The 25,713-nt window shown below is 67.6% G+C and carries 25 protein-coding genes; 11 read left to right on the top strand and 14 right to left on the bottom strand.

Features of this window, described 5'->3' with window-relative positions; translation table 11 throughout:
- Positions 1–46 precede the first annotated feature (46 nt).
- From BLW75_RS41215 to BLW75_RS41195, 5 genes are all read right to left on the bottom strand, one after another.
- Positions 47–595: a snapalysin family zinc-dependent metalloprotease gene (locus BLW75_RS41215; protein WP_034321548.1), complete on the bottom strand. Its 549-nt coding sequence runs from the start codon at positions 593–595 to the stop codon at positions 47–49.
- A gap of 153 nt (positions 596–748) precedes the next feature.
- Positions 749–1,699 carry an alcohol dehydrogenase catalytic domain-containing protein gene (locus BLW75_RS41210; protein WP_034321546.1) on the bottom strand — a complete coding sequence of 317 codons (951 nt, stop codon included), beginning with the start codon at positions 1,697–1,699 and terminating at the stop codon, positions 749–751.
- Between the two features lie 18 nt (positions 1,700–1,717).
- Positions 1,718–2,083, bottom strand: a complete 366-nt coding sequence (locus tag BLW75_RS41205) for a MerR family transcriptional regulator (protein ID WP_034321686.1) — start codon at positions 2,081–2,083, stop codon at positions 1,718–1,720.
- Positions 2,084–2,120: 37 nt separating this feature from the next.
- Positions 2,121–2,789, bottom strand: coding sequence for a response regulator (locus tag BLW75_RS41200; protein WP_034321544.1), 669 nt, complete (start codon positions 2,787–2,789; stop codon positions 2,121–2,123).
- The gene (locus BLW75_RS41195; RefSeq protein ID WP_091599512.1) at positions 2,786–4,390 is read right to left on the bottom strand and encodes an ATP-binding protein; all 1,605 of its coding nucleotides are present in this window, start codon (positions 4,388–4,390) and stop codon (positions 2,786–2,788) included. Before BLW75_RS41195 ends, BLW75_RS41200 begins: the two co-directional genes overlap by 4 nt.
- A gap of 205 nt (positions 4,391–4,595) precedes the next feature.
- Here BLW75_RS41195 and BLW75_RS41190 point away from each other — a divergent pair, with 205 nt between their 5' ends.
- Complete coding sequence (locus tag BLW75_RS41190) at positions 4,596–5,915, top strand: cation:dicarboxylate symporter family transporter (protein WP_034321541.1); 1,320 nt, start codon at positions 4,596–4,598, stop codon at positions 5,913–5,915.
- 83 nt (positions 5,916–5,998) lie between these two features.
- Positions 5,999–6,580: a DUF6000 family protein gene (locus BLW75_RS41185; RefSeq protein WP_034321538.1), complete on the top strand. Its 582-nt coding sequence runs from the start codon at positions 5,999–6,001 to the stop codon at positions 6,578–6,580.
- Here BLW75_RS41185 and BLW75_RS41180 read toward each other — a convergent pair.
- Positions 6,570–6,971: a winged helix-turn-helix transcriptional regulator gene (locus BLW75_RS41180; protein ID WP_034321536.1), complete on the bottom strand. Its 402-nt coding sequence runs from the start codon at positions 6,969–6,971 to the stop codon at positions 6,570–6,572. The genes BLW75_RS41185 and BLW75_RS41180 overlap by 11 nt on opposite strands.
- Positions 6,972–7,069: 98 nt before the next feature.
- Here BLW75_RS41180 and BLW75_RS41175 point away from each other — a divergent pair, with 98 nt between their 5' ends.
- The gene (locus BLW75_RS41175; protein WP_034321534.1) at positions 7,070–8,473 is read left to right on the top strand and encodes an MFS transporter; all 1,404 of its coding nucleotides are present in this window, start codon (positions 7,070–7,072) and stop codon (positions 8,471–8,473) included.
- Here BLW75_RS41175 and BLW75_RS41170 read toward each other — a convergent pair.
- From BLW75_RS41170 to BLW75_RS41155, 4 genes are read right to left on the bottom strand one after another with little or no spacing between them, the layout of a single operon-like run.
- Positions 8,452–9,156, bottom strand: coding sequence for a carbon-nitrogen hydrolase family protein (locus BLW75_RS41170; protein WP_241784025.1), 705 nt, complete (start codon positions 9,154–9,156; stop codon positions 8,452–8,454). The two genes, BLW75_RS41175 and BLW75_RS41170, sit on opposite strands and share 22 nt — an antisense overlap.
- A gap of 9 nt (positions 9,157–9,165) precedes the next feature.
- Positions 9,166–9,639 (bottom strand): SRPBCC family protein, encoded by a 474-nt coding sequence (locus BLW75_RS41165; RefSeq protein ID WP_034321531.1) that lies wholly within the window; start codon positions 9,637–9,639, stop codon positions 9,166–9,168.
- Positions 9,636–10,346 (bottom strand): anti-sigma factor family protein, encoded by a 711-nt coding sequence (locus BLW75_RS41160; protein ID WP_034321526.1) that lies wholly within the window; start codon positions 10,344–10,346, stop codon positions 9,636–9,638. The genes BLW75_RS41165 and BLW75_RS41160 overlap by 4 nt, the downstream gene beginning before the upstream one ends.
- A complete protein-coding gene (locus BLW75_RS41155; protein ID WP_167373663.1) occupies positions 10,343–10,894 on the bottom strand; it encodes a sigma-70 family RNA polymerase sigma factor in 552 nt (183 codons plus the stop codon). Before BLW75_RS41155 ends, BLW75_RS41160 begins: the two co-directional genes overlap by 4 nt.
- 260 nt (positions 10,895–11,154) lie before the next feature.
- On the opposite strand from BLW75_RS41155, the gene BLW75_RS41150 reads away from it, so the two are divergent.
- Positions 11,155–11,793 (top strand): fibronectin type III domain-containing protein, encoded by a 639-nt coding sequence (locus BLW75_RS41150; protein ID WP_034321523.1) that lies wholly within the window; start codon positions 11,155–11,157, stop codon positions 11,791–11,793.
- Between the two features lie 25 nt (positions 11,794–11,818).
- On the opposite strand, the gene uvrA is transcribed toward BLW75_RS41150, so the two are convergent.
- Positions 11,819–14,674 carry an excinuclease ABC subunit UvrA gene (gene uvrA, locus BLW75_RS41145; RefSeq protein ID WP_034321518.1) on the bottom strand — a complete coding sequence of 952 codons (2,856 nt, stop codon included), beginning with the start codon at positions 14,672–14,674 and terminating at the stop codon, positions 11,819–11,821.
- A gap of 77 nt (positions 14,675–14,751) precedes the next feature.
- Positions 14,752–15,975, bottom strand: a complete 1,224-nt coding sequence (locus tag BLW75_RS41140; RefSeq protein ID WP_034321514.1) for an acyltransferase family protein — start codon at positions 15,973–15,975, stop codon at positions 14,752–14,754.
- 107 nt (positions 15,976–16,082) lie between these two features.
- Between BLW75_RS41140 and BLW75_RS41135 the strand changes: the two genes are divergently transcribed.
- Complete coding sequence (locus BLW75_RS41135) at positions 16,083–16,760, top strand: MBL fold metallo-hydrolase (protein ID WP_034321510.1); 678 nt, start codon at positions 16,083–16,085, stop codon at positions 16,758–16,760.
- A gap of 458 nt (positions 16,761–17,218) precedes the next feature.
- Here BLW75_RS41135 and BLW75_RS41130 read toward each other — a convergent pair whose 3' ends face one another.
- Both BLW75_RS41130 and BLW75_RS41125 read right to left on the bottom strand, forming a co-directional pair.
- On the bottom strand, positions 17,219–17,575 hold the full coding sequence (locus BLW75_RS41130; protein WP_034321674.1) for a hypothetical protein: 357 nt from the start codon (positions 17,573–17,575) through the stop codon (positions 17,219–17,221).
- A gap of 254 nt (positions 17,576–17,829) precedes the next feature.
- Positions 17,830–19,014, bottom strand: coding sequence for a hypothetical protein (locus BLW75_RS41125; RefSeq protein ID WP_091600198.1), 1,185 nt, complete (start codon positions 19,012–19,014; stop codon positions 17,830–17,832).
- Between the two features lie 188 nt (positions 19,015–19,202).
- Between BLW75_RS41125 and BLW75_RS43105 the strand changes: the two genes are divergently transcribed.
- The 6 genes from BLW75_RS43105 (at position 19,203) to BLW75_RS41100 (ending at position 25,692) form a co-directional block, all read left to right on the top strand.
- Positions 19,203–19,370 carry a hypothetical protein gene (locus BLW75_RS43105; RefSeq protein ID WP_167373577.1) on the top strand — a complete coding sequence of 56 codons (168 nt, stop codon included), beginning with the start codon at positions 19,203–19,205 and terminating at the stop codon, positions 19,368–19,370.
- A gap of 40 nt (positions 19,371–19,410) precedes the next feature.
- On the top strand, positions 19,411–20,430 hold the full coding sequence (locus tag BLW75_RS41120; RefSeq protein WP_034321507.1) for a DUF6734 family protein: 1,020 nt from the start codon (positions 19,411–19,413) through the stop codon (positions 20,428–20,430).
- A 77-nt stretch (positions 20,431–20,507) separates the two neighbouring features.
- The gene (locus BLW75_RS41115; protein WP_034321504.1) at positions 20,508–20,993 is read left to right on the top strand and encodes an AMIN-like domain-containing (lipo)protein; all 486 of its coding nucleotides are present in this window, start codon (positions 20,508–20,510) and stop codon (positions 20,991–20,993) included.
- A gap of 190 nt (positions 20,994–21,183) precedes the next feature.
- Complete coding sequence (locus BLW75_RS41110; protein ID WP_034321501.1) at positions 21,184–21,903, top strand: HEAT repeat domain-containing protein; 720 nt, start codon at positions 21,184–21,186, stop codon at positions 21,901–21,903.
- Between the two features lie 36 nt (positions 21,904–21,939).
- A complete protein-coding gene (locus tag BLW75_RS41105; protein ID WP_034321498.1) occupies positions 21,940–22,626 on the top strand; it encodes a hypothetical protein in 687 nt (228 codons plus the stop codon).
- Positions 22,627–22,785: 159 nt separating this feature from the next.
- A complete protein-coding gene (locus BLW75_RS41100) occupies positions 22,786–25,692 on the top strand; it encodes a discoidin domain-containing protein (protein WP_034321493.1) in 2,907 nt (968 codons plus the stop codon).
- The last annotated feature ends 21 nt before the right edge of the window (positions 25,693–25,713 follow it).

Below are 25,713 nucleotides of genomic sequence, written 5' to 3'. Positions count from 1 at the left end.
AAGGACGGTTAGAACCGTCCTTACCACTCACGAGGGGCCAGAGGCGTCAGTTGTAGATGCGCTGCATGACACCCGCCGCGACGAGCCCGTTGGCCCACAGCGAGTCCACCCGGGAGACCTCCTGGGCGTTCGGCTTCGCGTTGGTGCAGGACGGGCCGGGGCCGCCGCCGGACATCAGTTCGGAGCACGGACCCTGGTAGTTGTCCGGCAGGCCGAGCGCGTGACCGGTCTCGTGCGCGGCGATCCGCGTCTGGTCGTACTCCCGCGCCTGCGTGTAGTCGATGAAGATGGTGCCGCGGCCGTGGCCGTCGGTCTCGGCGTACGAACCCGAGGGGTCGTTGCCCTCGGTGTAGCGCAGGGTGGCGCCCGACGAGCTCTCCTGCAGCTTCACGTTGGACACCGAGTTGTTCCAGTTGGCCACGCCCGCCTGGATGGCGGCGCGGAAGCTGGGCGCTCCCGAGGCGTCGTAGTAGACCGTGGTCGCCGCCGCGGTCTGCTGAGCAGGCTGGACCACCGCCGTGGCCTGGCCCGCGGTGACCGGGACGGCCAGCAGCGCCAAGCTCACGGACGCGGAGACGAAGAACTTCCTTGCCATGGACCCACTCCTTGTGAGGACAACGGAATGGTTCGTGAATTTAGGAGCCCCGGCCGAGCCCCGGCACCAACTTTCGTCGCCTCTGACAGCTGGTGATTTACCAACACTTTCGCCCTATTGACATGCACGTGTTCGCATACGACCATGTCGGGCTCAAGGCCGTAGCACCAGCTTTCCCGACGTCGCCCTCGCCTCGAGTTCCGCGAGCGCCTTCGGCCCGTCCGCGAGGTCGTACACCGTCGGCCTTCCGGGCATGCAGACACCGGCGGCGATGAGGCTGCGCAGTTCGTCCATCAGCTCCGCGAAGATCGCGGGTGCGTGCTCGATCAGCACGCCGAGATGCAGTCCGATCACGTGGATCTGATGCCGGAAGTTCAAGTCGCGGTTCGTGATCGCGACCTCACCTCCGGCGACGCCGTAGACCACGACACGTCCGGTGACCCGCTTGGCCGCGGCCAGACTGGCGGAGAAAGCCGCGCCGCCCACCGATTCCAGCACGAGGTCCACGTCGCCCGTCTCTTCGCCGTAAGCGATCACGCGGTCGGCGCCCAGCGCCCGCACCGAGTCGTGCTTGCCCGGCGACGCGGCGCCGACGACGGTCGCCCCGTAGTGCTTGGCCAGCCGGACCGCGGCCTGGCCGACCCCGCCTGCCGCCGCCTGCACCAGCACGGTCTCACCGGCGGCCAGCCTGCCCAGCGGCTTGAGCGCGGCGAGCGCCGTGACCCAGTTCAGGATCAGCCCGATCGCCTGCTCGTCCGACCAGCCGCCGGGCACCGGTACCGCGCCGGCCGCGGACATGACCATGTACTCGGCGAAAGCCCCGCCACCGGTCCCGACGACGTGATCGCCGACGGCGGGCGCGGTCACCCCCTCCCCCACGGCGACGACCACCCCGGCGGCCTCGAACCCGGCGACATACGGGGCTTCCGGCCCGCCCTCGTACGTGCCCCGCGTCTGCATGACGTCGGCGAAGTTGACCCCCGCGGCGGTGACCTTCAGCAGGATTTCACCTGGTCCCGGCGCCGGAACGGGTGCGTCGGTGATCAAGTGAAGGTCTTCGGGACCGTTCGAGGAGTTCTGTCGCAGCGCGCGCATCGAAGTCATGTCCGCACGCTAAAACCCTCACATTTGCGTGAGGGTCAAGTCGCGGAGGTACGCGTCGAGGGCGTCGCGATTGCGGGTCATGAGCGCGATCCGGCGATCGAGCACTTCCCGCTGCCGCGCGACCTCGCCGATCATGTACTCGCACGGCTCCTTCGGCCGGACCTGCTCCGGTCCGTCGAGGTACGGCAGGACTTCACGGATCAGCCTGACCGGCAGTCCGGCGTCGAGCATCCCGCGGATCTGCAGGACGGCCTCGACCGAGCCTTCGCAGAAATCGCGATAACCGTTGCCTTCGCGGCCTGGGCTGATCAAGCCCTCTTCCTCGTAATAGCGCAGCGAACGGACGCTGACCCCGGTCTTCCGCGCGAGTTCGCCGATTTTCACGATGCCCAAGGTAGCCGTCGAGCCGACGTATAGGTCGTTATACGGTTTTCGGTTTGTACCAGACCTCGGGGCGGCCGACCTGGCCGTAGCGGGGCTCGCGCTGGGCGAGGCCGTTGTCGGCGAGGTATTCGAGGTAGCGGCGCGCGGTGACGCGGGAGGCGCCGATCGCGGTCGCGGCCGCCCCGGCGGAGAGGCCGTCCGCGGCCGAGGCGAGGACCTCGGTGATCGACTCCAGGGTCTGCGCGCTCATCCCCTTCGGCAGGACCTGCCGCTCGGTGGTGCGCAGGGTGCCGAGCGCGCGATCGATCTCGGCCTGTCCGGTGACTTCGCCCGAAGCGCCGTGGAACTCGGCGTAGCGTTCGAGTTTCTCCCGCAGCGAGGCGAAAGTGAACGGTTTCAGCAGATACTGCACCACGCCGACCGACACGGCGGCCTTCACCAGCGCCAGATCCCGCGCCGAGGTCACCGCGATGACGTCGATCGGGAGGCCGGCCGCGCGCAGCGACCGGCAAACCGCGAGGCCGTGCGTGTCCGGGAGATAGAAGTCCAGCAGCACCAGGTCCACCGGTTCGCGTTCGCAGAACCGCAGGGCGTCGCCGCCGGAGTGGACGACACCGGACACGGTGAAGCCGGGCATCCGCTCGACGTACACCCGATGCGCGTCGGCGGCCACCGGTTCGTCCTCGACGACCAGCACCTTGATCATCGCGCGGACTCCTTCGGCGGCAGGCGGACGGTGAACACCGCGCCCTCGGCACGGCCGACGTCGATCGTCCCACTGTGCCGCCGCACCGCCTGACCCACCAGTGCCAAGCCGAGTCCGTGCCCGTCCTCGGGTTTGGTGGACCAGCCGCGCCGGAAGACGTCCTCGACGTCGTCCACGCCGGGGCCGGTGTCGGCGACCCGCAGCAGTAGACCCCCGGCGTCGGACCGCACGGTGACCTCGACGCCGGGCCGCCCGCCGTCGCCGACGTTCCCGGCCGCCGCGTCGATGCCGTTGTCGATCAGGTTGCCGAGGATGGTCACCAGGTCGCGTGGCGGGACGCCGGTGTCCGCGTCCTCCATGACGGTGTCCGGCGTGATCGTGAACTCGACACCGCGCTCGCTCGCCTCCGCCGCCTTGCCGAGCAGCAACGCCGCGAGCACCGGTTCGGCGACCGCGCCGACCACGCGGTCGGTGAGCTCCTGCGCCAGCGCGAGTTCTTCGGTCGCGAACTCGACGGCCTGTTCGGGGCGGCCGATTTCGACCAGCGAAACGACGGTGTGGAGCCGGTTCGCCGCCTCGTGCGCCTGCGACTTCAGCGCCTCGGCCAGGCCGCGCACGGTCGTCAGTTCCCCGGTCAGCGCCTGAAGTTCCGTGTGGTCGCGCAGGATCACCACGGTGCCCATCGCCTTTCCGCGCGAGCGCACCGGCGACGTGCTGACGACGAGCACCCTGGCTTCGGTGAGATGGAGTTCGTCGGTGCGTTCCTCCCCCGAGGTGAACGCTTCGACGAGGTCTTCCGGAATGTCCAATGCGGACAGTTCGCGGCCCACCGGATCGTCGGTGACCTCCAGCAGCGCGCGGGCTCCGTCGTTGCACAGCACCACTCGTCCGTCGCCGCCGACGAGCAGCAACCCCTCGCGCACGGAATGAAGGACGGCTTCGTGGTACTCGAACAGGTTGCTCAGTTCCTCGGGCGCGATCCCCCTGGTCTGCCGCCGGAGCCGGGCGCTGACCAGATAACTGCCGACCCCGCCGACCACCAGCACCGCCACCGCGACCCCGATCAGCGGCCACAGGCGTTCCCGCAGTTCGGCGTCGATCGCTTCCACGGTGATGCCGACCGACACCAGCGCGACGACCTGTCCGGCGGCATCGTGCACCGGCACCACGACGCGTTCGGACGGCCCGAGCGAGCCGGCGTAGGTTTCGAGCACCCTGCCGCCGCGCTGCGCCTCGCCGATGTTGCCGATGAACGGCTGCCCGATCAGCTCCGGATTCGGATGCGTGTAACGGATCCCGTTCTTGTCCATGATGGTCACGAAATCCACTTCCGTGTCCGCGCGGACACGCTGCGCGAACGGCTGCAGCGTCGAACTGGGCTCCGATGTGGACAGTGCGGCCAGCACTCCCGGCGCGTCCGCCACCGCTTCCGCGACCGCGATCACCTTGTCCTCGGCCCGGTCTTCGGTGGCCCGGACGGAATCGAGATAGGCGAAGGCCACCCCGGCCGCGACGAGGGCGAAAAGCACCACGAGCTGGAGAATCAGCAGCTGGCGGGCGAGACTGCCGCGCCTGGTCCGGATCCGCGTCGTCGAGGGCACCCGCTCATACCAGCACACCGCTCACGGGGCCGCTCGGCGCGCCCGGCCGGAATTCCCCGGAAACCGCTCGCGCGAACTCAATGAACACAACCGTGACCCAGCTCACCTGGCCGGGTGATAGTGACCGGCAATCCCACGGACACCCCCTGAGCTGGAGGCAAAGGTGCCTACAACGCCGGAAGCGGCGCCACGACGTCGCGACAAGATGCACTACCTGTACCTGGCCGTGATCGCGGCGGTGGTCCTCGGCGTCATCGTCGGGTTCGCCGCGCCGGATCTGGCCAAGGAACTCAAGCCGCTCGGCACGGGTTTCGTCAACCTGATCAAGATGATGATCTCCCCCATCATCTTCTGCACCATCGTCCTCGGTATCGGATCGGTGGCGAAGGCCGCGAAGGTCGGCAAGGTCGGGCTGCTGTCGCTCGGCTACTTCCTGATGATGTCGACCTTCGCGCTCGCGATCGGCCTCGTCGTCGGCAACCTCCTGCACCCGGGTGAGGGCCTGCATCTCGACCCCGCCGCCGCCGCGAAGGCGCACAAGCAGGCCGAAGGCGGCGAAGGCACCGTCGACTTCCTGATGGGCATCATCCCCACCAGCTTCGGTTCCGCGTTCACCGAAGGCCAGGTGCTGCAGACGCTGCTGGTCGCGCTGCTCGCCGGATTCGCCGTGCAGAAGCTGGGCACCAAGGGCGAGCCGATCCGCCGCGGCATCGAGCACATCCAGCGGCTGGTGTTCCGGATCCTCGCCATGATCATGTGGGCCGCCCCGGTCGGTGCGTTCGGCGCGATCGCCGCGGTGGTCGGCGAAACCGGCTGGGGCGCGCTGCGCAGCCTCGCCGTCATCATGATCGGCTTCTACCTGACCTGTCTGGTGTTCGTGTTCGGCGTGCTCGGCTCGGTGCTGTGGCTCGGCGCGCGGATCAACATCTTCACGCTGCTGCGCTATCTCGGCCGCGAGTTCCTCCTGATCCTGTCGACCTCGTCGTCCGAATCGGCCCTTCCGCGCCTGATCGCGAAGATGGAACACCTCGGGGTCAGCAAGCCGGTCGTCGGCATCACCGTGCCCACCGGCTACTCGTTCAACCTCGACGGCACGGCCATCTACCTGACGATGGCGACCCTGTTCATCGCCAGCGCGCAGGACCAGCCGCTGGGCGTCGGCGAACAGATCTCCTTGCTGCTGTTCATGATCATCGCGTCGAAGGGCGCGGCGGGCGTCAGCGGCGCCGGGATCGCGACGCTCGCGGGCGGTCTCCAGTCGCACCGGCCGGAACTGGTCGACGGCGTCGGCTTCATCCTCGGCATCGACCGGTTCATGTCCGAGGCTCGCGCGCTGACCAACTTCGCGGGCAACGCCGTCGCGACCGTCCTGGTCGGAACGTGGACGAAGGAGTTCGACCGGGACCAGGCCAACCGGGTCTTCAGCGGCCAGGCCCCGTTCGACGAAGCCACCCTGATCGACGACCATCCCGACACATCGCAGGATCCTGAAGGCGACAGGGAAAAGGCCGTGGCGCACGCGTAGCGCCCGGCGGCGAACCGGAACCGCGGTGCGAGGGTCCCCCGTCCTCGCACCGCGGTTCCTTCTTTTCTGGGAAACTCACCGGCATGCCGGACGCCATCGACCGATACGTGGTCTCGCGGTACTCGAAGCTGCTGCACGGCAACTTCGCCGGGATGATGAGCGCCCCGGAACGCGAGGCCTTCCTGCGCGACCTCGTCGAGGACGCGCGGAGCATCACCGACGACGAACTCGAAGAACTGCTCGCGGCGGACTGGCGGCCGAGGATCACCGCGGCGTGGCTCATCGGCGTCGGCCGCCGCACCGCGTGGCGCGGACGCCTCCGGGAGCTGTTCCTGGAAAGCGGCCTGGTCTTCGCCGGGCAGGGTTACTGTTTCGCGTTCGCCCGGTTCGGCACCATCGCCGACGCCGAAATCCTCGTGTCCTATCTGGACCACTACCTCGCGCGGCCGGATCTGCGCTACGACCAGGAATGGGCGTTCGCGGCCCTGCATCACATCGACGCCGACCTCACGACCGCGTACACGTCGCGCTATCTGCGGCCGGGCGGGCTCTGGGAGAGCTGGTCCGCGAAGAACAGCACGGACCTGCCGTTCCACAAGATGTACTTCGACCTGCTGTGCTCGCACGTCCAGCGCGCCGTGCACACGGCGGACGTCAGGCGCTGACCTTCTCGTCGTAGACGACGCGGGACTCGGCGATCGAGTCGCGGTGGCGCTCGGCCCAGCTCAGCAAGCCGCTCAGCGACGCATAGAGTTCTTTCGCCATCGGCGTGGCCTCGTACTCCACCTTCGGCGGCACCGTCGGGTACACGGTGCGCACGAGCAGGCCGTCCCGTTCCAGGTTCCGCAACGTCAGCGTGAGCATCCGCCTGCTGATCCCCTCCACCGACCGTTCCAGTTCGGTGAACCGCACCGGACCGCGCGTGGCCTCCAGCAGGATGCCGATCGCCCATTTGCCGCTGATCCGGTTGATCACCTCGAGCACGGTGCACACCTCGAGTTTTTCCGGATCGACCAGCCTGGCCTGCGCGGTCACATCGGTGTTCCCCTGGGACATGAAAGTGCCTCCTTCCGGCGAGGAACAGAGTCACACAAGATGGGCGCTGTTACAAGTGGTGCACCAAGGTATCACCTGGGGAATCTCGAAGGACCACCATGCGCGCTCTCACCCTCGCCGTCCTCTGCGCCGTCTCGCTGATGGTCGTCCTCGACGGCTCGATCGTCGCCGTCGCGCTGCCCGCGATCCAGAAGGATCTCGGCTTCACGCCGTCCACCCTCGCCTGGGTGGTCAACGCCTACCTGATCGCGTTCGCCGGGCTGCTTCTGCTGTCCGGCAGGCTGGGCGACCTGATCGGGCGGAAACGGGTCTTCCTCGCCGGGCTCGGGCTGTTCACCCTCGCCTCGCTGCTCTGCGGAATCGCCCAGGATCAGGCGCAGCTCATCGGGTTCCGTTTCCTTCAAGGCGCGGGCGGCGCGCTGGCGTCGGCCGTCGTGCTCGGCATGATCACCACGCTCTACCCGGAACCGCGGGCACGGGCGAAGGCCATCGGCGTCTACAGCTTCACCCAGGCCGCCGGATCGTCGATCGGGCTCATCGCGGGCGGAACGCTCACCCAGCTGCTCGACTGGCACTGGACGTTCTTCGTCAACCTGCCGATCGGCGCGATCGCGCTGGCGCTGGCCGTCCGCCTGCTCGCCGACGACCGGGGCCCCGGCCTGCGCGGCGGCACCGACGTCACCGGCGCCGGGCTGGTCACCGGCGGGCTGATGCTGCTGGTCTACACGATCGTCAAGGCCGAGGAGTACACCTGGGCCGACGCCCGCACGCTCGGGCTGCTCGCGGTGTCGCTGCTTCTTCTCGCCGGCTTCGTGCTCCGGCAGGCGAAGGCCCGTCAGCCGCTGCTGCCGCTGCGGATCTTCCGGCTCCGCGCGGTGTCCGGGGCGAACGCCGTGATGGTGCTGATGGTCGCCGGGCTGTTCGGCTTCCAGTTCATCACCGCGCTCTATCTGCAGCGAGTGCTCGAACTCGACGCGTTGAGCACCGGGTTCGCCTTCCTGCCCGCACCGCTGTCGATCGCGGTGATGTCGCTGGTCTTCGCCGAACGGCTGAACCACCGCTTCGGGGCACGAGCGGTACTCGTCACCGGGCTTTCCCTGGTCACGCTGGCGCTCGGCTTCCTCGCCACCGTCGAGGCGGACGGAAGCTACACGACGGACGTTCTGCCCGCCCTCGTCCTGATGGGCATCGGGTTCGGCGCGGCGATGCCGGCATTGATGGGGCAGGCGATGTCCGGCGTCGCCCCCGCCGATACCGGAGTCGCGTCGGGACTGATCAACACCACGCAGCAGATCGGCGCGGCCATCGGGACCGCCGTGCTCGCGACCGCCGCCGCGTCCCGCACCGGCTCGCTTCTCGCCGAGGGCACCGCGGTTCCCGAAGCGCTCTCCAGCGGCTACCGGACGGCGTACGCGTTGAGCGCCGGACTGCTCGCTCTCGCCGTCTTCTCCGCCACGGTGTTCCTTCGCACGCGGAAAGTTCAGGAAGCGATCGTCGCGTAGGCCCACTCGGAGACCTGGCCGCCGAGGCGTACCTCGGCGGCGCCTCCGGGTTTCCAGACCCCGCTGCCGCCGAACGCGGCCATCCCGCCGGTCTTGCCGGAATACTGGGAAAGCACGACCCACATCCCGTATCCGGCCGCGACGCCGACCTGGTCGAGCAGCCGCTGTTCCTGGCCCTCGCTGAAGAGCGCGCTGAGGACGTAGACCTCGGCACCCGCCTCGGCAAGCTCCCGCGCATGGTCCGGATTCGCCGCGTCGAGACAGATCGCGAGGCCGAGACGCCTGCCACCGACCTCGACGATCACCTGCCGCGTGCCCGGTTCGAACAGCTCTTCCTCGCTGTTGTGCAGGTTCCGTTTCGCATAGGTGGCAACGGTTTTCCCGGCCGGCCCGAGGACGAGCGAGCCGATGAGCCGTCGTCCGTCCTCCACGAGCGGAAGGCCGATGACGGCATGGACACCGCTGGCCCGGCAAGCTTCCCGAAGCGGTTCGAGGCGGGGATCCTCCGAGGACAGCCACAGCGCCGGATCGGCGGCGAGCGCCTCGAACTCCAAGCCGGTCAAGGAGAGTTCGGGGAAGACGCAGAGATCGGCCTCCGCCCTCCGAAGGAGCCTCGCGTGTTCGGCGATGTTCGCGGGAAGATCCGCGGGGACGGTGAACGGCTGCACGGTGGCGACACGCATGGCGCGAGCCTATCCCGCGGATGCCCGCAGATACCCCCGTAATCCGTTGTGGCCGCGCCGCATCATGAGCGCGTGGTTGATCCGGAACACCGGCCGCGCTATCCGATCGAGCTTGCGCAGCAACGGTTTCCGCGCCTCGACCTCCTGCGTGATCTCCAGCCTGGTGCCGGTCCCCACCGCCATCAGCGCGCCGGCCAGCGTCCCTTCGAGATCGCCGCTGAGCAGGACCCGCACCCGGCCCTCACGCTCGTCCTGCCGGTCCCGGTGCATCCGTACGGTCAGCGCGTACGGCAGCCTGGACCGGCAGACGAGTTCGGCGGTGTCCTCGTCCACCTGGCTGACCGATCGGACGTCGCGCCACCACAGCGGATACGCGGCCAGGTCGACGACGGCGTCGAAAACCGCCTTGGGCGAGGCCGGAAGCAGCCACGTGTCGCGGAAGCGGTACCAACCGCCTCCGCGACCCGCGAGCGAATCCGTCATACGCGCGCCGACACCAGGTTCCGGCCGTCCATGGTCACGACGTCGACCGAGGCCACGTCGCCCGGGGCGACCAACGCGGAACCGTCGACACCGGTCCCCTCGCGCTGCCCCTTCTCCGAAACGAGCCAGCTGCCCGCGTTGACCCGCTCTCCGCTTTTGGTCACCACGATGAGCGAGCACTTCTCGCCCTCGCGGACGCCGGTCGCCTTGGCGTGCAGCCGCACCCATCCCGCGGCCGGAACCACCCGGACCGCCACTTGCACTCCCGTGTCCCGGTTGGTGGCCGCGAGATCGCGAGTGCCGGGCACCGGGGCCGCCACCGTCGGCACCGGCAACGCCACCGTCGACGGTTCGGGCGACGTCTGACGTCCGACCAGCACACCCGCGCCCAGCGCCACGACGACCAGTACGGCGGCACCGGCCACGGCGAGCAGCCGCCGCGGCTTGCGCTCCTGGGTGCCTTCTTCTTCGCGAACCTGGCGCAGCGTGCGCTGCAGCAGCAGATCTCCGCCGTCGGGAGGTCCCTCGAGGAACGCCTCCGGCGGCACCTCGTCGAGGTGATACCGCAGTTCCGACAGCTCGCGCACCTCACGGCGGCACGTGGGGCAGCTCGCCAGATGTGTCTCGAACGTGGCCGCTTCCGCCGCGGTGAGCCCGCCGAGGACGTAGGCGGCGAGCTGGCCCTGGTCGTGTCCCACCGCACTCATCGCGCTACCTCCCTTCCCGGTCCCGCCATCACGGCTCTGAGCGCCCGTAACGCGTAATAAGATCTCGACTTAACGGTACCCGGGGCCACGCCGAGGGACTGTGCCGCTTCGGCCACCGTCCGGCCCCGGTAGTAGATCTCCACCAGCACCTCACGATGTTCCGTGGAAAGGCCGTCCATCGCCCCGAGCACGGCCATCGAATCCACGACGCTCTGCGCGTGATCCCGCTCGACCGCCGGGGTGGGCACCCCTTCCTCCGGCTCCGCCACTTCCGGTGGCCGCGCCGCCCTGGCCCGCGCGCGGTCGGTGATGATGTTGCGGGCCACCGTGAGCAGCCAGCCCCGCACCGATCCCTTCGCGTCGTTCTCCAGGTCTTCGGCGTGCTTCCAGGCCCGGACCAGGGTCTCCTGCACGACGTCCTCCGCGGCCGCGCGGTCCCCGGTCAGCCTCGTCGCGTACGCCAGCAGGCTTCGCCCGTGTTCGGCGTACAAGTGCCGGACCAAGTCCTCGCCTTTGGCCTTTTTGGGCCGCCAGCCTCCGATCGCCACTCGCGTCCTCCCGACGGTCTTCTGGGTCGGCGAGGACAGTACTGCAACCCGCAGGGGCAGAGTGGATCGTTCGGCGCGCGCCGCGATCGAACTGTGCATCGGCACCGGCCTCTCCTCGGTTCTCCATGGCCGCCTCCTCTTGCCTCCCACACGGACGGCGCGGGGACGCGGTTCAACCGGGGCCTTGTCGATCACCGGACGCGCTCGTATGCTGACGCCTCCGGATTCCGCCGCCGCCTGATTCCCGGGAGGGTCTCGGCGTGCCAAGGAAACTCGCGGCCGTTCTGCTGGCGGTCGCCTTCGTGTCGGGCTGCGGTGAGGAACCCGGTTTCACCGCGACGCTGACGGACCCGGTGAACGTCGACCTGAGCTGGCCCGACGACGATCCGTCCGCCGCGGGACGGATCGTCGAGTACACGACCGATCCGCAGGGCGAATACACGATCCTGCAGTTCGTGCCGCCGAGGCAGACGAGCTACCGGCATCCGGACCTGATGCCGGAAACGCGGTTCTACTACCGGATCCGGCCCTTCTACGGCGCTGCTTCGGACGCCGTCACGGTTTCCGGGCCTGCCACTCCGGCCGCGGCCGGGCCCACCGTGCCCCTGCGGACGGGCGATCGCTCGGCCGCTCCGGCGTCGTTCCGAGCCGAGCCCGCGCCGGAGGAGATGGTGCGATTCAGCTGGACCGATCGCTCCAGTGACGAAGACGGATTCCTTGTGGAGATCAAGAAACCCGGCGCCGCCGAGTTCGTGCCGATCGAGGTCACCGATCCGGGGACCACGTCGGCCGGGCTCGCCACGATGCCGGGCGAAGAAGGCGCCTCGTACCGGCTGCGCGCCTTCTACTACGGGCCCGCTTCTCCGGTGCTGGACCTCGTGAGTGGTAAGGACGGTTAGAACCGTCCTTACCACTCACGAGACCTCACGCGAGAACGGTCTTCAAGAACTGCCCGGTGTAACTCTCCTCCACCGCAGCGACGTGCTCCGGCGTGCCCTCCGCGATCACGGTGCCACCGCCGGAACCACCCTCGGGACCCATGTCGATGATCCAGTCCGAGGTCTTGATGACGTCGAGGTTGTGCTCGATGACGATCACCGTGTTGCCCTTGTCCACCAGCCCGTTGATCACGCCGATCAGCTTGCTGATGTCCTCGAAGTGCAGGCCCGTGGTCGGCTCGTCGAGGATGTAGACCGTCTTGCCGGTGGACCGCTTCTGCAGCTCGCTGGCGAGCTTGACGCGCTGTGCTTCACCGCCCGACAGGGTCGGCGCGGGCTGCCCGAGCCGGACGTAGCCGAGGCCGACGTCCACGAGGGTCGCCAGGTGCCGGTGGATCGCCTTGATCGGCTCGAAGAACTCGGCCGCCTCCTCGATCGGCATGTTCAGCACGTCAGAGACCGTCTTGCCCTTGTAGTGCACCTCGAGGGTCTCGCGGTTGTACCGGTCGCCCTTGCAGACCTCACACGGGACGTAGACGTCCGGCAGGAAGTTCATCTCGATCTTGATCGTGCCGTCACCGGCGCAGGCTTCGCACCGGCCGCCCTTGACGTTGAACGAGAACCGGCCCTGCTGGTAGCCCCGCACCTTCGCCTCGGTGGTCGCGGCGAACAACTTCCGCACGTGGTCCCACACGCCGGTGTACGTCGCCGGGTTGGACCGCGGGGTGCGGCCGATCGGCGACTGGTCGACGCGGACCAGCTTGTCCACGTTGGCCAGCCCGTTCACGCGGGTGTGGCGGCCGGGGACCTGGCGGGCACCGTTGAGCTTGTTCGCCAGCACGGTCGCGAGGATGTCGTTGACCAGCGTGGACTTCCCGGAACCCGAGACACCGGTGACCGACACGAGGCAGCCGAGCGGGAACGACACGTCGAGACCGCGCAGGTTGTGCTCGCGCGCGCCGACGACGGTCAGCTGCCGCTTCTTGTCGATCGGGCGCCGGATCGCCGGGACCTCGATCTTGGTGCGGCCCGAGAGGTAGGCGCCGGTGATCGATTCCTTGTTCCGCAGGATCTTCTTGTACGGTCCACTGTGGACGATGTGGCCACCGTGCTCACCGGCGCCGGGGCCGATGTCGACCACCCAGTCGCTGGAGCGGATGGTGTCCTCGTCGTGCTCGACGACGATCAGCGTGTTGCCGAGATCCCGCAGGCGGACCAGCGTCTCGATCAAGCGGTGGTTGTCGCGCTGGTGCAGGCCGATCGACGGCTCGTCCAGCACGTACAGCACGCCGACCAGACCGGAGCCGATCTGCGTGGCGAGCCGGATGCGCTGCGCCTCGCCGCCGGACAGCGTCCCGGAGGCGCGGTCGAGCGAGAGGTAGTTGAGGCCGACGTCGAGCAGGAAGCGCAGCCGCGCCTGGATCTCCTTGAGCACGGCGCCGGCGATCACCTGCTCGCGTTTGCCGAGCTCCAGTTCGTCAAGGAACTGCGACGCCTCCGCGATCGAGAGGGCGCAGACCTCGGCGATCGACCGGTCGCCCTGCGTCTTGTGCTCCAGGGTGACGGCGAGGATCTCCGGCTTGAGCCGCGTGCCCTGGCAGGCCGGGCACGGCACCTCACGCATGTAGCCCTCGTACCGCTCGCGCATGTACTCGGACTCGGTCTGCTCCTGGCGGCGCTCGAGGAACGGAATGACGCCCTCGAAGCTCGCGTAGTACGAACGCTGGCGGCCATAGCGGTTCTTGTAGCGGACGTGGACCTGCTCGTCGACGCCGTGCAAGACGGCCTTCTGCACCTTCGCCGGCAGCTTGCGCCACGGCGTGTCCATCCGGAAGCCGATGGTCTCCGAAAGCGATTCGAGCAGGCGGATGAAGTAGTCCGCGCTCTGGCCGCCCGCCCACGGCGCGATGGCCCCTTCGCCGAGGGACATCTCGTCGTCCGGGACCACGAGCTCCGGGTCGACCTCCTTGCGGACGCCGATACCGGTGCAGTCGGGGCAGGCGCCGTAGGGCGCGTTGAAGGAGAACGACCGCGGCTCGAGGTCTTCGATCGCGAGCGGGTGGCCGTTCGGGCAGGCCAGGTTCTCGGAGAACCCGCGCACACGATGCGGGTCGTTCTCCGGGAGGTCGACGAACTCCAGCTCGATCAGGCCGTCGGCCAGACGGAGCGCCGTCTCGACGGAGTCGGTGAGCCGCTGCCGTGAGCTGGTCTTCACCGAGAGCCTGTCGATGATGACGGCGATCTGGTGCTTTTCCTGCTTCTTCAGCTTCGGCGGGTCGGTGAGCGGGTGGACCGTCCCGTCGACCACGACCCGCGCGTAGCCCTGCTGCTGCAGGTTCTCGAAGAGGTCGAGGTACTCGCCCTTGCGGCCGCGGACGACCGGCGCGAGCACCTGGAAGCGGGTGCCCTCCTCCATCGCGAGCACCTGGTCGACGATCTGCTGCGGGGTCTGCTTGCTGATCGCCTCGCCGCACTGCGGGCAGTGCGCCTTTCCGGCGCGGGCGTAGAGCAGGCGCAGGTAGTCGTAGACCTCGGTGATGGTGCCGACGGTCGAACGCGGGTTGCGCGAGGTGGACTTCTGGTCGATCGACACCGCGGGCGAAAGGCCCTCGATGAAGTCGACGTCCGGCTTGTCCATCTGGCCGAGGAACTGGCGCGCGTACGCCGACAGCGACTCGACGTAGCGCCGCTGCCCTTCGGCGAAGATGGTGTCGAAGGCGAGGCTCGACTTCCCGGACCCGGACAGACCGGTGAACACGATCAGGCTGTCGCGGGGCAGGTCGAGATCCACACCGCGGAGGTTGTGCTCGCGGGCGCCGCGAACAACGAGGCGATCAGCCACGCCAGGGTCCCTTCAGGTTTCATTCTCAGCTGCGGTCGCCGTCCCGGTCGATAGCTGCACGGGCGGCCGCTTCCATGCTACGAGGCACCACCGACAGAAACCGGTTCCGAGTCTTTGACCTGCGGTTTTCCCGGCTTTTCGCGTCGATCCCGGCGAGCGGTGAGCCACCGGTGGACCGGCCGTTCCACGCCGGCGGTGATCGCCCAGCCCCCGAAAACGGCGGCGGCCAGCACGACGGGGAGCCGCAGCCAACCGGGGACACCGGCGTTCAGCAGGGCACGGGCCAGGATGTAACCGAGTTCCTGGTGCACCAGATAAAGACCATACGAGATGCCCGCGAGCCAGGTGACAGCCGGGGCGGCCCTGGCGAGGCCGGGCAACCGCCAGTCCGGTCCGCGCGCGGCCAGGCACACCAGCAGCAGCATGATCGCGAACCCGATGGCCGACGGCCAGCGCTCGGGATCGTTCGGCAGGGCCTGGTGGAACGGGAAGACCTGCAGGTCCTGCGCCGCGCAAGCGGCGAGCACGAACAACGCGAGATGCCAGTGCGCGAGACGTCGTTTCGACCACAGCCAGATGGCGATCCCGATGGCGAAGACGTGCACGCGATGCAACCCGAGGCCGTAGTAGAAGGTCTCCACGAGCTTCGGCGTGGAAACCGGGTCGAACACGACGAACCGGAGGAACAGCGGAACCAGGATCAACGCCCAGAGCAGGCCGACCGTGAGCCGGTGGGTGCGCCACCGGCGCGGCCACAGAAGCGCGGCGGCGGTGAAGGCGACGAGCTGGACCGGCAGCGTCCAGTAGGCGCCGTCGAGGTAGTAGAAGAGCTCGTACCGCCAGCCCCATTCCTGGACCATGCCCAGGTTGGCGAGCAGATCGGCGCCGGTGGGGACGTACCAGGGCGACGGATCGGACGGCGGGCCCTGCGGAACACCGAACAGGAACCCGGAAAGGCCCGGCGGGAACGGCAGGCCGCTGAACCGGATCGTCGCATACCTGGCGACGACATAGGTGACCACCACCGCCACCAAGTACGCGGGCACCAGCCGCGCGACCCGGTTCCACAGCCACCGTCCAGGCCGCCCCTTGCGCAGGCTCGCGCACACGAAGAAGGCCGAGATCACCAGAAGGATGGCCGCGCCGAATTGTGCGGTCACCCGAAAGGGGTACCCCACCAGTTCGGGATGCAGAAGCGCCCCCTGATGGGTGATATGCCCGAGCATGACCGCGAAGACGGCGACAACACGAAGGACGTCCCAACTGATCTTGCGCGAGGCGCGCGGCGAAGCGTCGGGCACGAGCGTCCTGTGGTTCGGCTGGCGGGGCGACGCGAGCCTACGTCGTGCACCTGTGCGCCGCCTGTGCGGGTGGAACCGCTTGCAGGCGAACGACTACCGTGTGCGGTGTGAACATCGTCGAGACCTACACCGGGCACGTCGACCCCGGCGGCGACGCCGCCCGCCGCACCCTGGACGCGCTCACCATCACGAAGCTGTCGGTCGGCCCGATGGACAACAACGCGTATCTCCTCGTCTGCCGCGCCGAGAACGAAGCGCTGCTGATCGACGCCGCGAACGACCCGGAGCGGATCTCCGACCTCATCGGCCACGGCCCCGACCGGCCCGCGCTGAAGACCGTCGTGACCACCCACCAGCACCAAGATCACTGGCAGGCCCTCGGCGCCGTCGCCGGCGCGAACGGCGCGAACACCGCCGCCCACCCGCTGGACGCCGAACCGCTGCCGATCCCGCCGGACTTCCTCGTCGAACACGGCGACACGCTCGAGGTCGGGCAGATCACCCTCGAGGTGATCCACCTGCGCGGCCACACCCCCGGCTCCATCGCGCTGCTGTACCGCGACCCGAACGGGCATCCGCACCTGTTCACCGGCGACTCGCTGTTCCCAGGCGGTGTCGGCAAGACCGGTTCGCCGGAGGACTTCACGTCGTTGTTGGACGATGTGTCTTCCCGCATCTTTGACGAACTGCCGGATGAGACGTGGTTCTACCCAGGGCACGGGGACGACTCGACGCTTGGTGAGCAGAGGGCGCACCTGGCGGAATGGCGCGAACGCGGCTGGTGAGCCGACGACGTTTTCGAATGGGGCTGTCTACCTGGTAGGCAGCCCCGTTCGTATTCAGCGGCGTCGACCGAGGGTCGGCAAGCCGCCAGATCGCGTGGGCACCGAGCCAGAACCGTGGATGTCTTGATCACCGCGGTGGAGAACGTCGTTTTCGAGGTCCAACAGTCGGCGACGCTGTTCCACCGTGACCGCGGAACGTTCGGCAGCGGAAAGATCGCTCCAAGCGACCCTGCCTTGCCGAAACAAGTCACGTAGTTCGCGGAACGAGCGAAGGGGCGCCGCGGACGAAACGTCACGTCGCGGACTCGCCGGCTTGGCCCGTTTCCGACGAGGGCGCCGTTCTGTCGCACAGGCACAGCCGAGGCCGACGATCAGTCCACATCGCACACAGTCCATCCGCTCACCTCTCGCCCGCAACACCCGAATTCGTGAGTCAGTCGAACCACCCCGCGTCGGTGTTACCTCCTGCGAGGGGTAAGGCCTTGGCCCAGCGTGGTGGCAGGATCGTGGATCCAGCAAACCTCCCCGGTCGCCGGTATCTCTCCCATGGCCTTGATCTCGCAGGCGAGCCGCCCGAGAATCTCGCTCTTCGACCCCGGCCAGGCCACGAAGCAGGGTTCATCGTCGACCAGATCGCCGGGAACCGCGCCCCGGTCGATCAGCATGCCGACCACGGACAGCAGCGCAGTGGTCAGCTCGGTGAAGTGCGCGCCGCGGCCAGCCTTCATCTCCGCCACGACGACCACGACCGAGAGGCCGACACAGCCTTCCCGTGCGTACCTGAGCAGAGGCTCCAGGTCCTCTTCATCGGACATGTTCAACTCCCTGAACCGTGAGCCTTCCAGGGAAGCCACCGCCACCCTAGCGGAAGTGGATCTCCACGTTGAGTACACCCCGTCACCAGTCATCACCCACAGTGTCGATAGGTTGCCCCCGCACCCAAGGCATCAAAGGAGGTTCGATGACGATCCACGGCGACGACGGCAAGGGCAGCGGCGGCGGCAACACCGGCAACTAGCGACCACCGGCCGGAGCGGGCCACATCGATCTCGCGTGCGGCCCGCTTCGATCAGGCCTGAGGCCAACGAAAAGCGATGCCGTACTCCTCCCGTGGGTGACAAGGTCCCAGGAACGTGTGCTCGACGACGCCTCGCCGAATCTCGAGCAGACGCCGATCACCGACGGACGGCCGGACAAGGCGCTCATAGTCGGTTTGCTCCGCATACCACCAGCAGGCCTCCGGAACGCAGTCGTCGAACGTGATGCTGATGCTCAAACCTCCGGTCACCTTGCCCTCTTCATCGACGACACCCGGCGCGATCCCATGATGGTCGACGTCGACATTGATCCAATACCGCTCTTCGTCCGGATCGTCTTCGCACGCGAGCGAGATGAACTCGTGCCGCTCCCCTTTGCGCAGCGTCCTCGGAAAACGTAGGTCCACGACCATCGGGTCTCCTGGCTGGCCCCCCGGCGAGGTCTCCACATGGCAACCGAAGATCGCTTTGACGGGAATGGAAGCCAGATCGCCGGTCCACCCCGTCAAAGCCCGCGCCATATAGCTACCCACTCCATCTTCGCGAGCGACGACGTTTCTCACCGTCAACCGGCGATGGGCCGTCCTGCGCCGCATTTCCACGGCAACCAGCAGGCGCTCCAGGAATACAGGCTGAGCCCCGCCCGAAGGTGTCCGGCCACCGGATGCCCGCGGCTCCGACGACGCCGCCCGAGCGATCTCCACATAGGGCCGCCAGGCCTCGCCATCGACCGCGAGTCTCGCGAGATTCCTTGCCAGGCACGGAGCGAGCTTGTCACTCACCGCACGCCGCCAGGCTTTGTGCATCGGAGTCGTCGTGGTCGGCGGCGGATCCCCGAAGACGCCGCGCAGGTTCCCCAACTGGCGGAAACGGTCATCGAGGGTCGATTTCCACTCCCGCTCACCTACCCGGAACGCGGCGCTCAAAGTGTTGCGACGCCGGGACTCGGCCGTCGATCCGATCTTCGCGATCTCATCGAGGAGTAAACCCCAGACCGCGAGCGCCCGCACTTCCGGGCTCGCCGTGGCCATCGACGCCGTCGGCCGGACCAGGCAACCGAGCACGGCGGCCGATTCACTCGCCGGGTCTTCGATCGCGTAACGCAGGTACCTGAGCGGTCGACCGTCCTTACGGACCGCGAGCCAGCGCAGCGCGGCCTCCACCGCGGCGGCCGGACGCGTGCCGTCAAGACACTCCCCCTCCATCTGGATTGTCACGACGCCCTCCATGAATCATGGCGATGATCGACAATTCGCGACGCGTCAGGACAACGGCCGACGATCAGAGAGTCCACCCTCGACGACAAGAAAATCCTCCTGACCGTGAAAGATCAGAACCGGCGAAGGTTTCGCCGGCCGTCGCGCCCTACGGTGTACTAGTACACCACACGCGGAGGGTTCGACAAATGGCCAAGAAAACCTCTGACAATGAGCACGAAGGAATCGTGAAGCTGATCAAAGCCTCACTTGCCGGTGTGGGAGGTCTCTATCTGGTCACCGGATCCTTCGTCGTGACGACTCTCGGCACGGCTACCGCACTCACGGTGCTCTATCTCAGCGGATTCCGTCACTGACCCCGTAACGTTCGACCACCCCGGACCGAACCACCGCGCGATGCCGTACTACGGATACGACCCCGGCACAGCGGTCGCCATCGGCGGCCGGTTGCTCGCGCCCGGAATCCCCCGCCACGGCGGATACGGCGAGATCAGCGTGCCGGGTTGGCGCCCTCCGCCGGTCCGTGTACTCCGTCCAGGTGACAGGGCCGCGCGGCCGATCCGCCGGGCGGTCTGGTCGTTTTGGAGCGTCCCGCACCGGCTCCGGCACGGAAGACATTGGCCGAGCGACTTCTTCCACGCGTTGTCCTGGGTCCTGTCGTTCCGGCTCGCGTCCTGCCTCTTCCCGACGACGGCGTTGGTGACCGACGATCGGGGACACGATCTGCTCGTCGGACGGCTACGGCTGCCCTTCGACGACATTTCCCTGGCACTCAACGGACTCGCCGGGCAGGACCCGTCTTGGTGGGCGCTCGGAAAGTTGCATGCGTACCGCGAGCAGCGCGAGCCCTTCCTGCACATCGACAACGACGTGTTCCTCTGGCCCGGCTTCCCGGCGGAAGGGCTCGACGGAGAGGTCGTCGCACAGAATCCCGAGCACGCACCGGCTTCCGATGCGGGCTACTACCGCCCGGCGGCCGCCGCCGCGGCGATCCGGAGCACGGGCGGCTTGCTGCCGATGGAATTCAGCGACTACACCGGGGAAGCCGCACTCTGCACCGGGATCGTCGGCGGCACGGCGGTTCCCTTCCTCCGCCGCTACGCCGATCTCGCCATCCGCATGGTGGAGTCGACGGAGAATCAGACGGCCTGGCAACGGCTCGCGCCGCTAGAGGATTACAACCTCGTCGTCGAGCAGTATCTTCTTGGCGCACTCTGCTGGGGTGGCGGCACCACGGACGTCCAATGTGTCTTCGCCTCGCAGGACGACAGCTATCGCGAAGACGATCGGAGATTCACCCATCTCATCGCTTCCGCGAAAAGCGATCTCCGCTACATGCACTGGCTAACGGAGCGAGTGAGAAACCATTTCCCCGCCGACTTCGAGATCGTTCGACGCGAATTCGGCGATCGGTAACGATAGCGCGGAGGATACAACCTCCCGCGCCCTGGGGCGTCTTTCCGGAACCAACTCTCCGGCAGGAGGTCATCGCCATGACCATCACCCTACGACGCGCACTCGCCGCCACCGTCCTGATGATGACCGGGGCCATCGCCGCGGTCACACCGGTTTCCGCAGCGGCGCACCAGATCCCCGCCATGACCGGGCTCCGCACCGGCCAGAACCCCGGCTTCGACCGGGTCGTGCTCGACCTGACCGCCGGCCCGGCTCCCGCCGTCCGGTACGACCTCGTCGACGAGTTGATCGCCGACGGTTCGGGCGAAATCGTCTGGCTGACCGGGGAATTCTTCATCGCGGTCACCGCGACCCCGGCCGCCGCACACGACGACGCCGGGAATTCGGCCTATCCCGGCCCGCAGAAGTTCCGGACCCGGAATCTCCGCAACGTCATGGCGGTCGCGGTCACCGGCGACTACGAAGGCACCTTGTCCATCGGTCTCGGCGTCCGGTCGAGGACACCGGTCACCGTGTTCACCCTGACTTCGCCGAACCGCGTCGTCATCGATGTCCGCCATTAATCACGAGCGGGCGTCCGTGAAGGCTTTTCGGCGGCCACCCGGCTTCCGGTGAGCAAAGTCCTTTTCGGATTCCCGCGGTGAAAATCACGTTTTGCCCCAAGGGGCGAATTTTCGGAAAAACCGGTATCTGCCGCGCCGGCCCGCGTTCCTTCCTTCCGTCAGCATCACCGCCGCTGCGAAGGAGAACCTCATGCCACGCAATCCCGACACCCCGTCCTTGGGCCCGGGTGGCGACAATCTCGAAGCGGGTCCGGGCAGTTCGGGCCTCGGAAGCTTCTCGAACAGCGAAATCGGCGAACTGGTCACCCAGGCCGCCGAAACCATGGCCGCGTCCGGGGAGGACGCCGAACGGAACTACCAGCGGAGCCTCGACCGGCTTCGCGAGCGCGCGGACGACGTGGTCCCCGCGCTCGGAGCGCAGTACGACGCCTTGTCCGAGGAGCAGTACCTGGAACGGTGGGGCCTGGTCCAGCTCCTCACCGATCTGAGGCACACCGCCGCCGTTTCGGTACTGGAAAACGTACTGCGCCAACCCATCCCGCCGGAACGTTCCGACGACCCCGCGCACGGGATCAGCACCGTCGGCGAAGAGGTGATCATCCGCACCACCGCCGTGGAAGCGCTGGGGCGCTTGGCATCCGCCGGTGACCGCGCGGCCAAGGAGCTGCTGTTGCGGCAGGTCCGGCACGAGGTGTTCACGGTGCGGCGTGCGGCGGTCCAGGCGATCGCCGAGACCGGTGACACCGAACTCACCGTCCAAGTACGCGAGGCGCTCAGCGGCACCGAGGACGAGCGCCTGCTGAACATCCGGCGGGTCGACGTCCGAGGTGTCCCCCAGGCCGTCGGCGGACGGCACGTGAAGGACACGCGGACCGACGACGTGCCACCGCCGGAGCCACCGCGCTCCTGAACCGAACCCATACCTTCTACAGACAGGTGATCTCCGATGGCCACTTGCAGCTACACCGTGCCCGACAAGAACGTGACCGGGGACAATTTCTACGGCGCCTCGATCTGCAATCAGACCTACATCGATTATTTCTGGAACACCTACGGTTTCGCGGGCAACAAGGAGTACTGGGACGACGGCTTCGGCTGGGAAGACGCGTGCAACACCGACAAGCCGCTGGCCCGGACGTTCAACGCGTGCTACCTGCTGACCTATTCGGCACAGGACTACCAGAACGACGCCTACTCCGGGCCGATGCTGAACTGGGCGCGCCGGTACGTCCGCGACAACTGCGACGACCTCCGCTCGCTTTGCGGCGACGGCAGCGCCATCGCGCGCTCGTTCAGCGGGGCGTTCGTCGACGACCGGATCGAGTTGTACCTCGGTTTCTGGTACTCCAAGGACGTACCCGGCCGCGCCGAGACGCTGATCCACGAATCGCGCCACCAGGGCGGGAAGCCGCACAACGCGAACTTCCCGGCGGGTTCGGTGTTCGGAGCAGGCAAGAGCGGCGCCGACTCCACCTGGGGCTACGAGGGCGCCTGGATGTACGGCGCGCTCTACCTGTGGTGGTTCTACGCCCAGGGCGCCCGCACGACTTCGGCGCTGCGTGAACGAGCCCGCCAGCGCGGGAACCTCGTGATCGACAACGCCTTCGCGACCCATCCGGGCTTCAACATCTGAATTCCGACCGAAAGGGCCCTCTCGTACTGCAGACGAGAGGGCCTTATCGCGCAATACCTCTGATGACTCGGGCTATGTCCCGCTCATCGGGGCTTGACCAGTGACATTTCTGCCGCAATCATCGGATCTCTCGGGAACCCACGCCTTGGATGAGAGCGGATGGTCATGAGAGTTCGAGCGCATCGCACCGCCTGGCTCGCCGTAGTTCTCGCCCTGCTGGCAAGCCTGCTCACCACGACGGCGGCGAGCGCGGAGGTGCACCATCCCCGGCAGAAGTGGCTGCGCGAAGCCACCGCCGGCCTGTTCCTCCATTGGGGCATGTTCACCGCACCGCGGCACACCGATTGCGCCGCTTGGGAACGCGCCGTCACCGACGGCGGCTGGAGCGCGGACTACTGGGTGGACGAGGCCCGCAAGCTGGGCGCCTCCTACATCGTGCTCGCCACTTTCCACAGCAGGCTGGGTTACGCGCGTCCGTGGCCTTCGGCGATCCCGGGCAGCTGCTCCACCCGCCGCGACCTCCTCGGCGAGCTCGTCAAGGCGGGCAACGCGAAGGGTGTCCGGACGATTCTCTACATGACCGACGATCCCCAGTGGCACAAGGAGACCGGGGTCGAGTCGCTGGATTCCGCCGCGTACTCCGCCTACAAGGGCAAGCAGGTCGACCTGACCACCCGTCCCGGCTTCGGTGAGTACAGTTACGACCTCTTCCACGAGGTCATGGACCGCTACGCGGACCTCGCCGGGTTCTGGATCGACAACGACAACGACTACTGGGAGAAGAACCGGCTCTACGAACAGATCCGCGAGAAACGACCGTCCTGGTTGCTGAGCAACAACAACGAGGACACCCCGATCATGGACACCGTCAGCAACGAACAGAAGACCGGCATCACCCCGCCGTACGACTATCCGCAGGCCGCCTTCACCCCGATGCCGAGGCTCACCGAGGCCGACTACAAACTGCCGACCAACGGCGGCTGGTGGTACGACGGCACCGATCAGGCCGTCGACTTCCGGTTGTCGACCGGACGCTACATCGCCAACGCGGGTTCGTCGATGAAATCGCTGATGGCTGAAACCCCGATGGTGAACGGAAAGTTCCCGCCGCAGCAGGAGGCGTACAACAACTTCATGGCGAGCTGGGTGCCGCCGATCAAGTCCTCCCTGCAGGGCAAGGAGGGCGGCGGGTACCTGTACGGCGGCATGCAGCCCGGGTTCTGGAACGACGGCGCGCACGGTGTCATCACCGTCGAACCGGGCGCGCGAACGCAATATCTCCACGTGGTCACGCGGCCGCGCACCGACCTGCTCCGCTTGCGTGACAACGGATACAAGGTGACCGGGGTGTCCGATCTGCGCACCGGCAAGTCGCTGCGCTTCAGCCAATCCGGCGGCTATCTGACCATTGTGGACATCAAAGACTGGGATACCTACGACACGGTGTTCAAGGTGGAAACGGCCGGGCAGCGGCACTTCCTCGACTCCCGCACCATCAAGGCGACCGCTTCGTCCTCGCGCGCCGGGCATCCGGCGTCGAACCTGGTCGACGGGAACTTCGAGAACTATTGGGATGCCGACGGCAAGCAACCGGTTTCGCTGACCTTGGACCTGGGCAGGCGGCGGACCGCCACCTACCTCGCGGTGAACCAGCGCGAGATGTCACCGACGCACGCGCGAGAATCGTTCGGCAGGCCGGAGGACTCGGCGCGGATCAAGGACTATCGCGTCTACGTCAGCGACGACGGGAGGAACTGGGGCAAACCGATCCGCACCGGCGCGATGCCGAGCGCCCGCGGTGTGCAGTTCATCGATTTCGGCGAACGGCAGACCCGGTTCGTCAAACTCGAAGTGCTGAACACCTGGTCCGGGCCGCAGGCGAAACCCTTCTACCGGCAGTTGGCGATCGATGAGATCAAGGTGGCGTACGGCTACCCGAGTTCGGTACTGGGCGCGCAGGTCCCGCTGGAGGCGGAGTCCTTCCACAACGACCGCGACGGCCGCGCCCGGCTCGGCCAATGCTCGTCCTGCTCCGGCTCGTTCCAGGTCACCGGGCTCGGTGGCGGCTCGCGCAACTCGGTCACCTATCCGAAGGTGACGGCCGCCGAAGCCGGAAGCCACCGGCTTCAGCTCGACACCATGGGCGGTCCCGCGACGTCGGTTGCGGTAAGTGTGAACGGCGGCATCCCCGTCGAAGCCGCGATCGACGCCGGAACACCGGGCGTCGTCTCCTCGACGGCGATCCCCGTCGAACTGAACGCCGGCGTCAACACCGTCAAGGTGTTCAGCGACGCCTCCTCGGGGCCGGGCCTCGACCGGATCGCGTTCGCTCCCCTGCCACCGTCGTCCTACACGCCGAAAACGACGCTGACCGTCGAACCGGGCGGCATCCAATGGCTCGCGCCAGGACGGCAGTCCCTTCAGGTGACCGCGAAACTGCGGCTCGACGCCGACGACACGATCAAGCAGGTCAGCCTCGCACCCGTCATCCCGGCGGGCTGGACCTTGCAAGGCGCTCCGGCGAGCACGGCGTCGATGCGGGTCGGGAACGAGCTCGAAGCCTCGTGGACGCTGCTCTCGCCCGAAGGTGTCACCGCGGCCGACATCCCGGTCACCGCGTCGTTCGACCTGCTCGGCCGGGTTCAATCGGTGAGCAAACCCGTCCGGGTGAGCCCACGGCCCGCGGACCGGGTCTTCATGCGGGAGGCCGAAGACTCGGCGAACGACGTCGGTGACGCGGGCGTCACGAACTGCGGGGTGTGCTCGGGTGGGCAGAAGGTCCGCAACATCGGCGGTGACCCGAGCTCGTTCGTGCGGTTCGACGCCGTCACCATGCCCGAGACCAGGCGCTACACCCTCTACATCGACTTCACCGTCAACGGACCGCGCTCGTACTTCGTCACGGTCAACGGCGGCACGCCGATCGAGGTGAAGGTCGACGGCGCCGGCAACAACACCCGGCTCACCACGTCGGTGCCGGTCGAGCTGAAGGCAGGGGCGAACACGATCAAACTGCACAACGACCACGCGTCCGCCCCGGATCTCGATCGGCTGTCACTGGGGTGAGGTACCGGCTTGACCCTCTCC

It is taken from the genome of Amycolatopsis lurida, assembly GCF_900105055.1.
Taxonomy (GTDB): Bacteria; Actinomycetota; Actinomycetes; order Mycobacteriales; family Pseudonocardiaceae; genus Amycolatopsis; species Amycolatopsis lurida.
This window is presented reverse-complemented; position numbering and strand designations above follow the sequence as displayed.

Excerpts from the sequence above, each read along its gene's own strand:
- BLW75_RS43105 (WP_167373577.1), top strand. The coding sequence starts at position 19,203 with ATGGCCAAGAAAACCTCTGACAATGAGCACGAAGGAATCGTGAAGCTG.
- BLW75_RS41190 (WP_034321541.1), top strand. The coding sequence starts at position 4,596 with ATGCACTACCTGTACCTGGCCGTGATCGCGGCGGTGGTCCTCGGCGTC.
- BLW75_RS41105 (WP_034321498.1), top strand. The coding sequence starts at position 21,940 with ATGGCCACTTGCAGCTACACCGTGCCCGACAAGAACGTGACCGGGGAC.
- BLW75_RS41100 (WP_034321493.1), top strand. The coding sequence starts at position 22,786 with ATGGTCATGAGAGTTCGAGCGCATCGCACCGCCTGGCTCGCCGTAGTT.
- BLW75_RS41170 (WP_241784025.1), bottom strand. The coding sequence starts at position 9,156 with ATGCGTGTCGCCACCGTGCAGCCGTTCACCGTCCCCGCGGATCTTCCC.
- BLW75_RS41200 (WP_034321544.1), bottom strand. The coding sequence starts at position 2,789 with ATGATCAAGGTGCTGGTCGTCGAGGACGAACCGGTGGCCGCCGACGCG.
- BLW75_RS41180 (WP_034321536.1), bottom strand. The coding sequence starts at position 6,971 with ATGTCCCAGGGGAACACCGATGTGACCGCGCAGGCCAGGCTGGTCGAT.
- BLW75_RS41210 (WP_034321546.1), bottom strand. The coding sequence starts at position 1,699 with ATGACTTCGATGCGCGCGCTGCGACAGAACTCCTCGAACGGTCCCGAA.
- BLW75_RS41175 (WP_034321534.1), top strand. The coding sequence starts at position 7,070 with ATGCGCGCTCTCACCCTCGCCGTCCTCTGCGCCGTCTCGCTGATGGTC.
- BLW75_RS41130 (WP_034321674.1), bottom strand. The coding sequence starts at position 17,575 with ATGTCCGATGAAGAGGACCTGGAGCCTCTGCTCAGGTACGCACGGGAA.
- BLW75_RS41185 (WP_034321538.1), top strand. The coding sequence starts at position 5,999 with ATGCCGGACGCCATCGACCGATACGTGGTCTCGCGGTACTCGAAGCTG.
- BLW75_RS41120 (WP_034321507.1), top strand. The coding sequence starts at position 19,411 with ATGCCGTACTACGGATACGACCCCGGCACAGCGGTCGCCATCGGCGGC.
- BLW75_RS41160 (WP_034321526.1), bottom strand. The coding sequence starts at position 10,346 with ATGAGTGCGGTGGGACACGACCAGGGCCAGCTCGCCGCCTACGTCCTC.
- BLW75_RS41115 (WP_034321504.1), top strand. The coding sequence starts at position 20,508 with ATGACCATCACCCTACGACGCGCACTCGCCGCCACCGTCCTGATGATG.
- BLW75_RS41165 (WP_034321531.1), bottom strand. The coding sequence starts at position 9,639 with ATGACGGATTCGCTCGCGGGTCGCGGAGGCGGTTGGTACCGCTTCCGC.
- BLW75_RS41215 (WP_034321548.1), bottom strand. The coding sequence starts at position 595 with ATGGCAAGGAAGTTCTTCGTCTCCGCGTCCGTGAGCTTGGCGCTGCTG.
- BLW75_RS41110 (WP_034321501.1), top strand. The coding sequence starts at position 21,184 with ATGCCACGCAATCCCGACACCCCGTCCTTGGGCCCGGGTGGCGACAAT.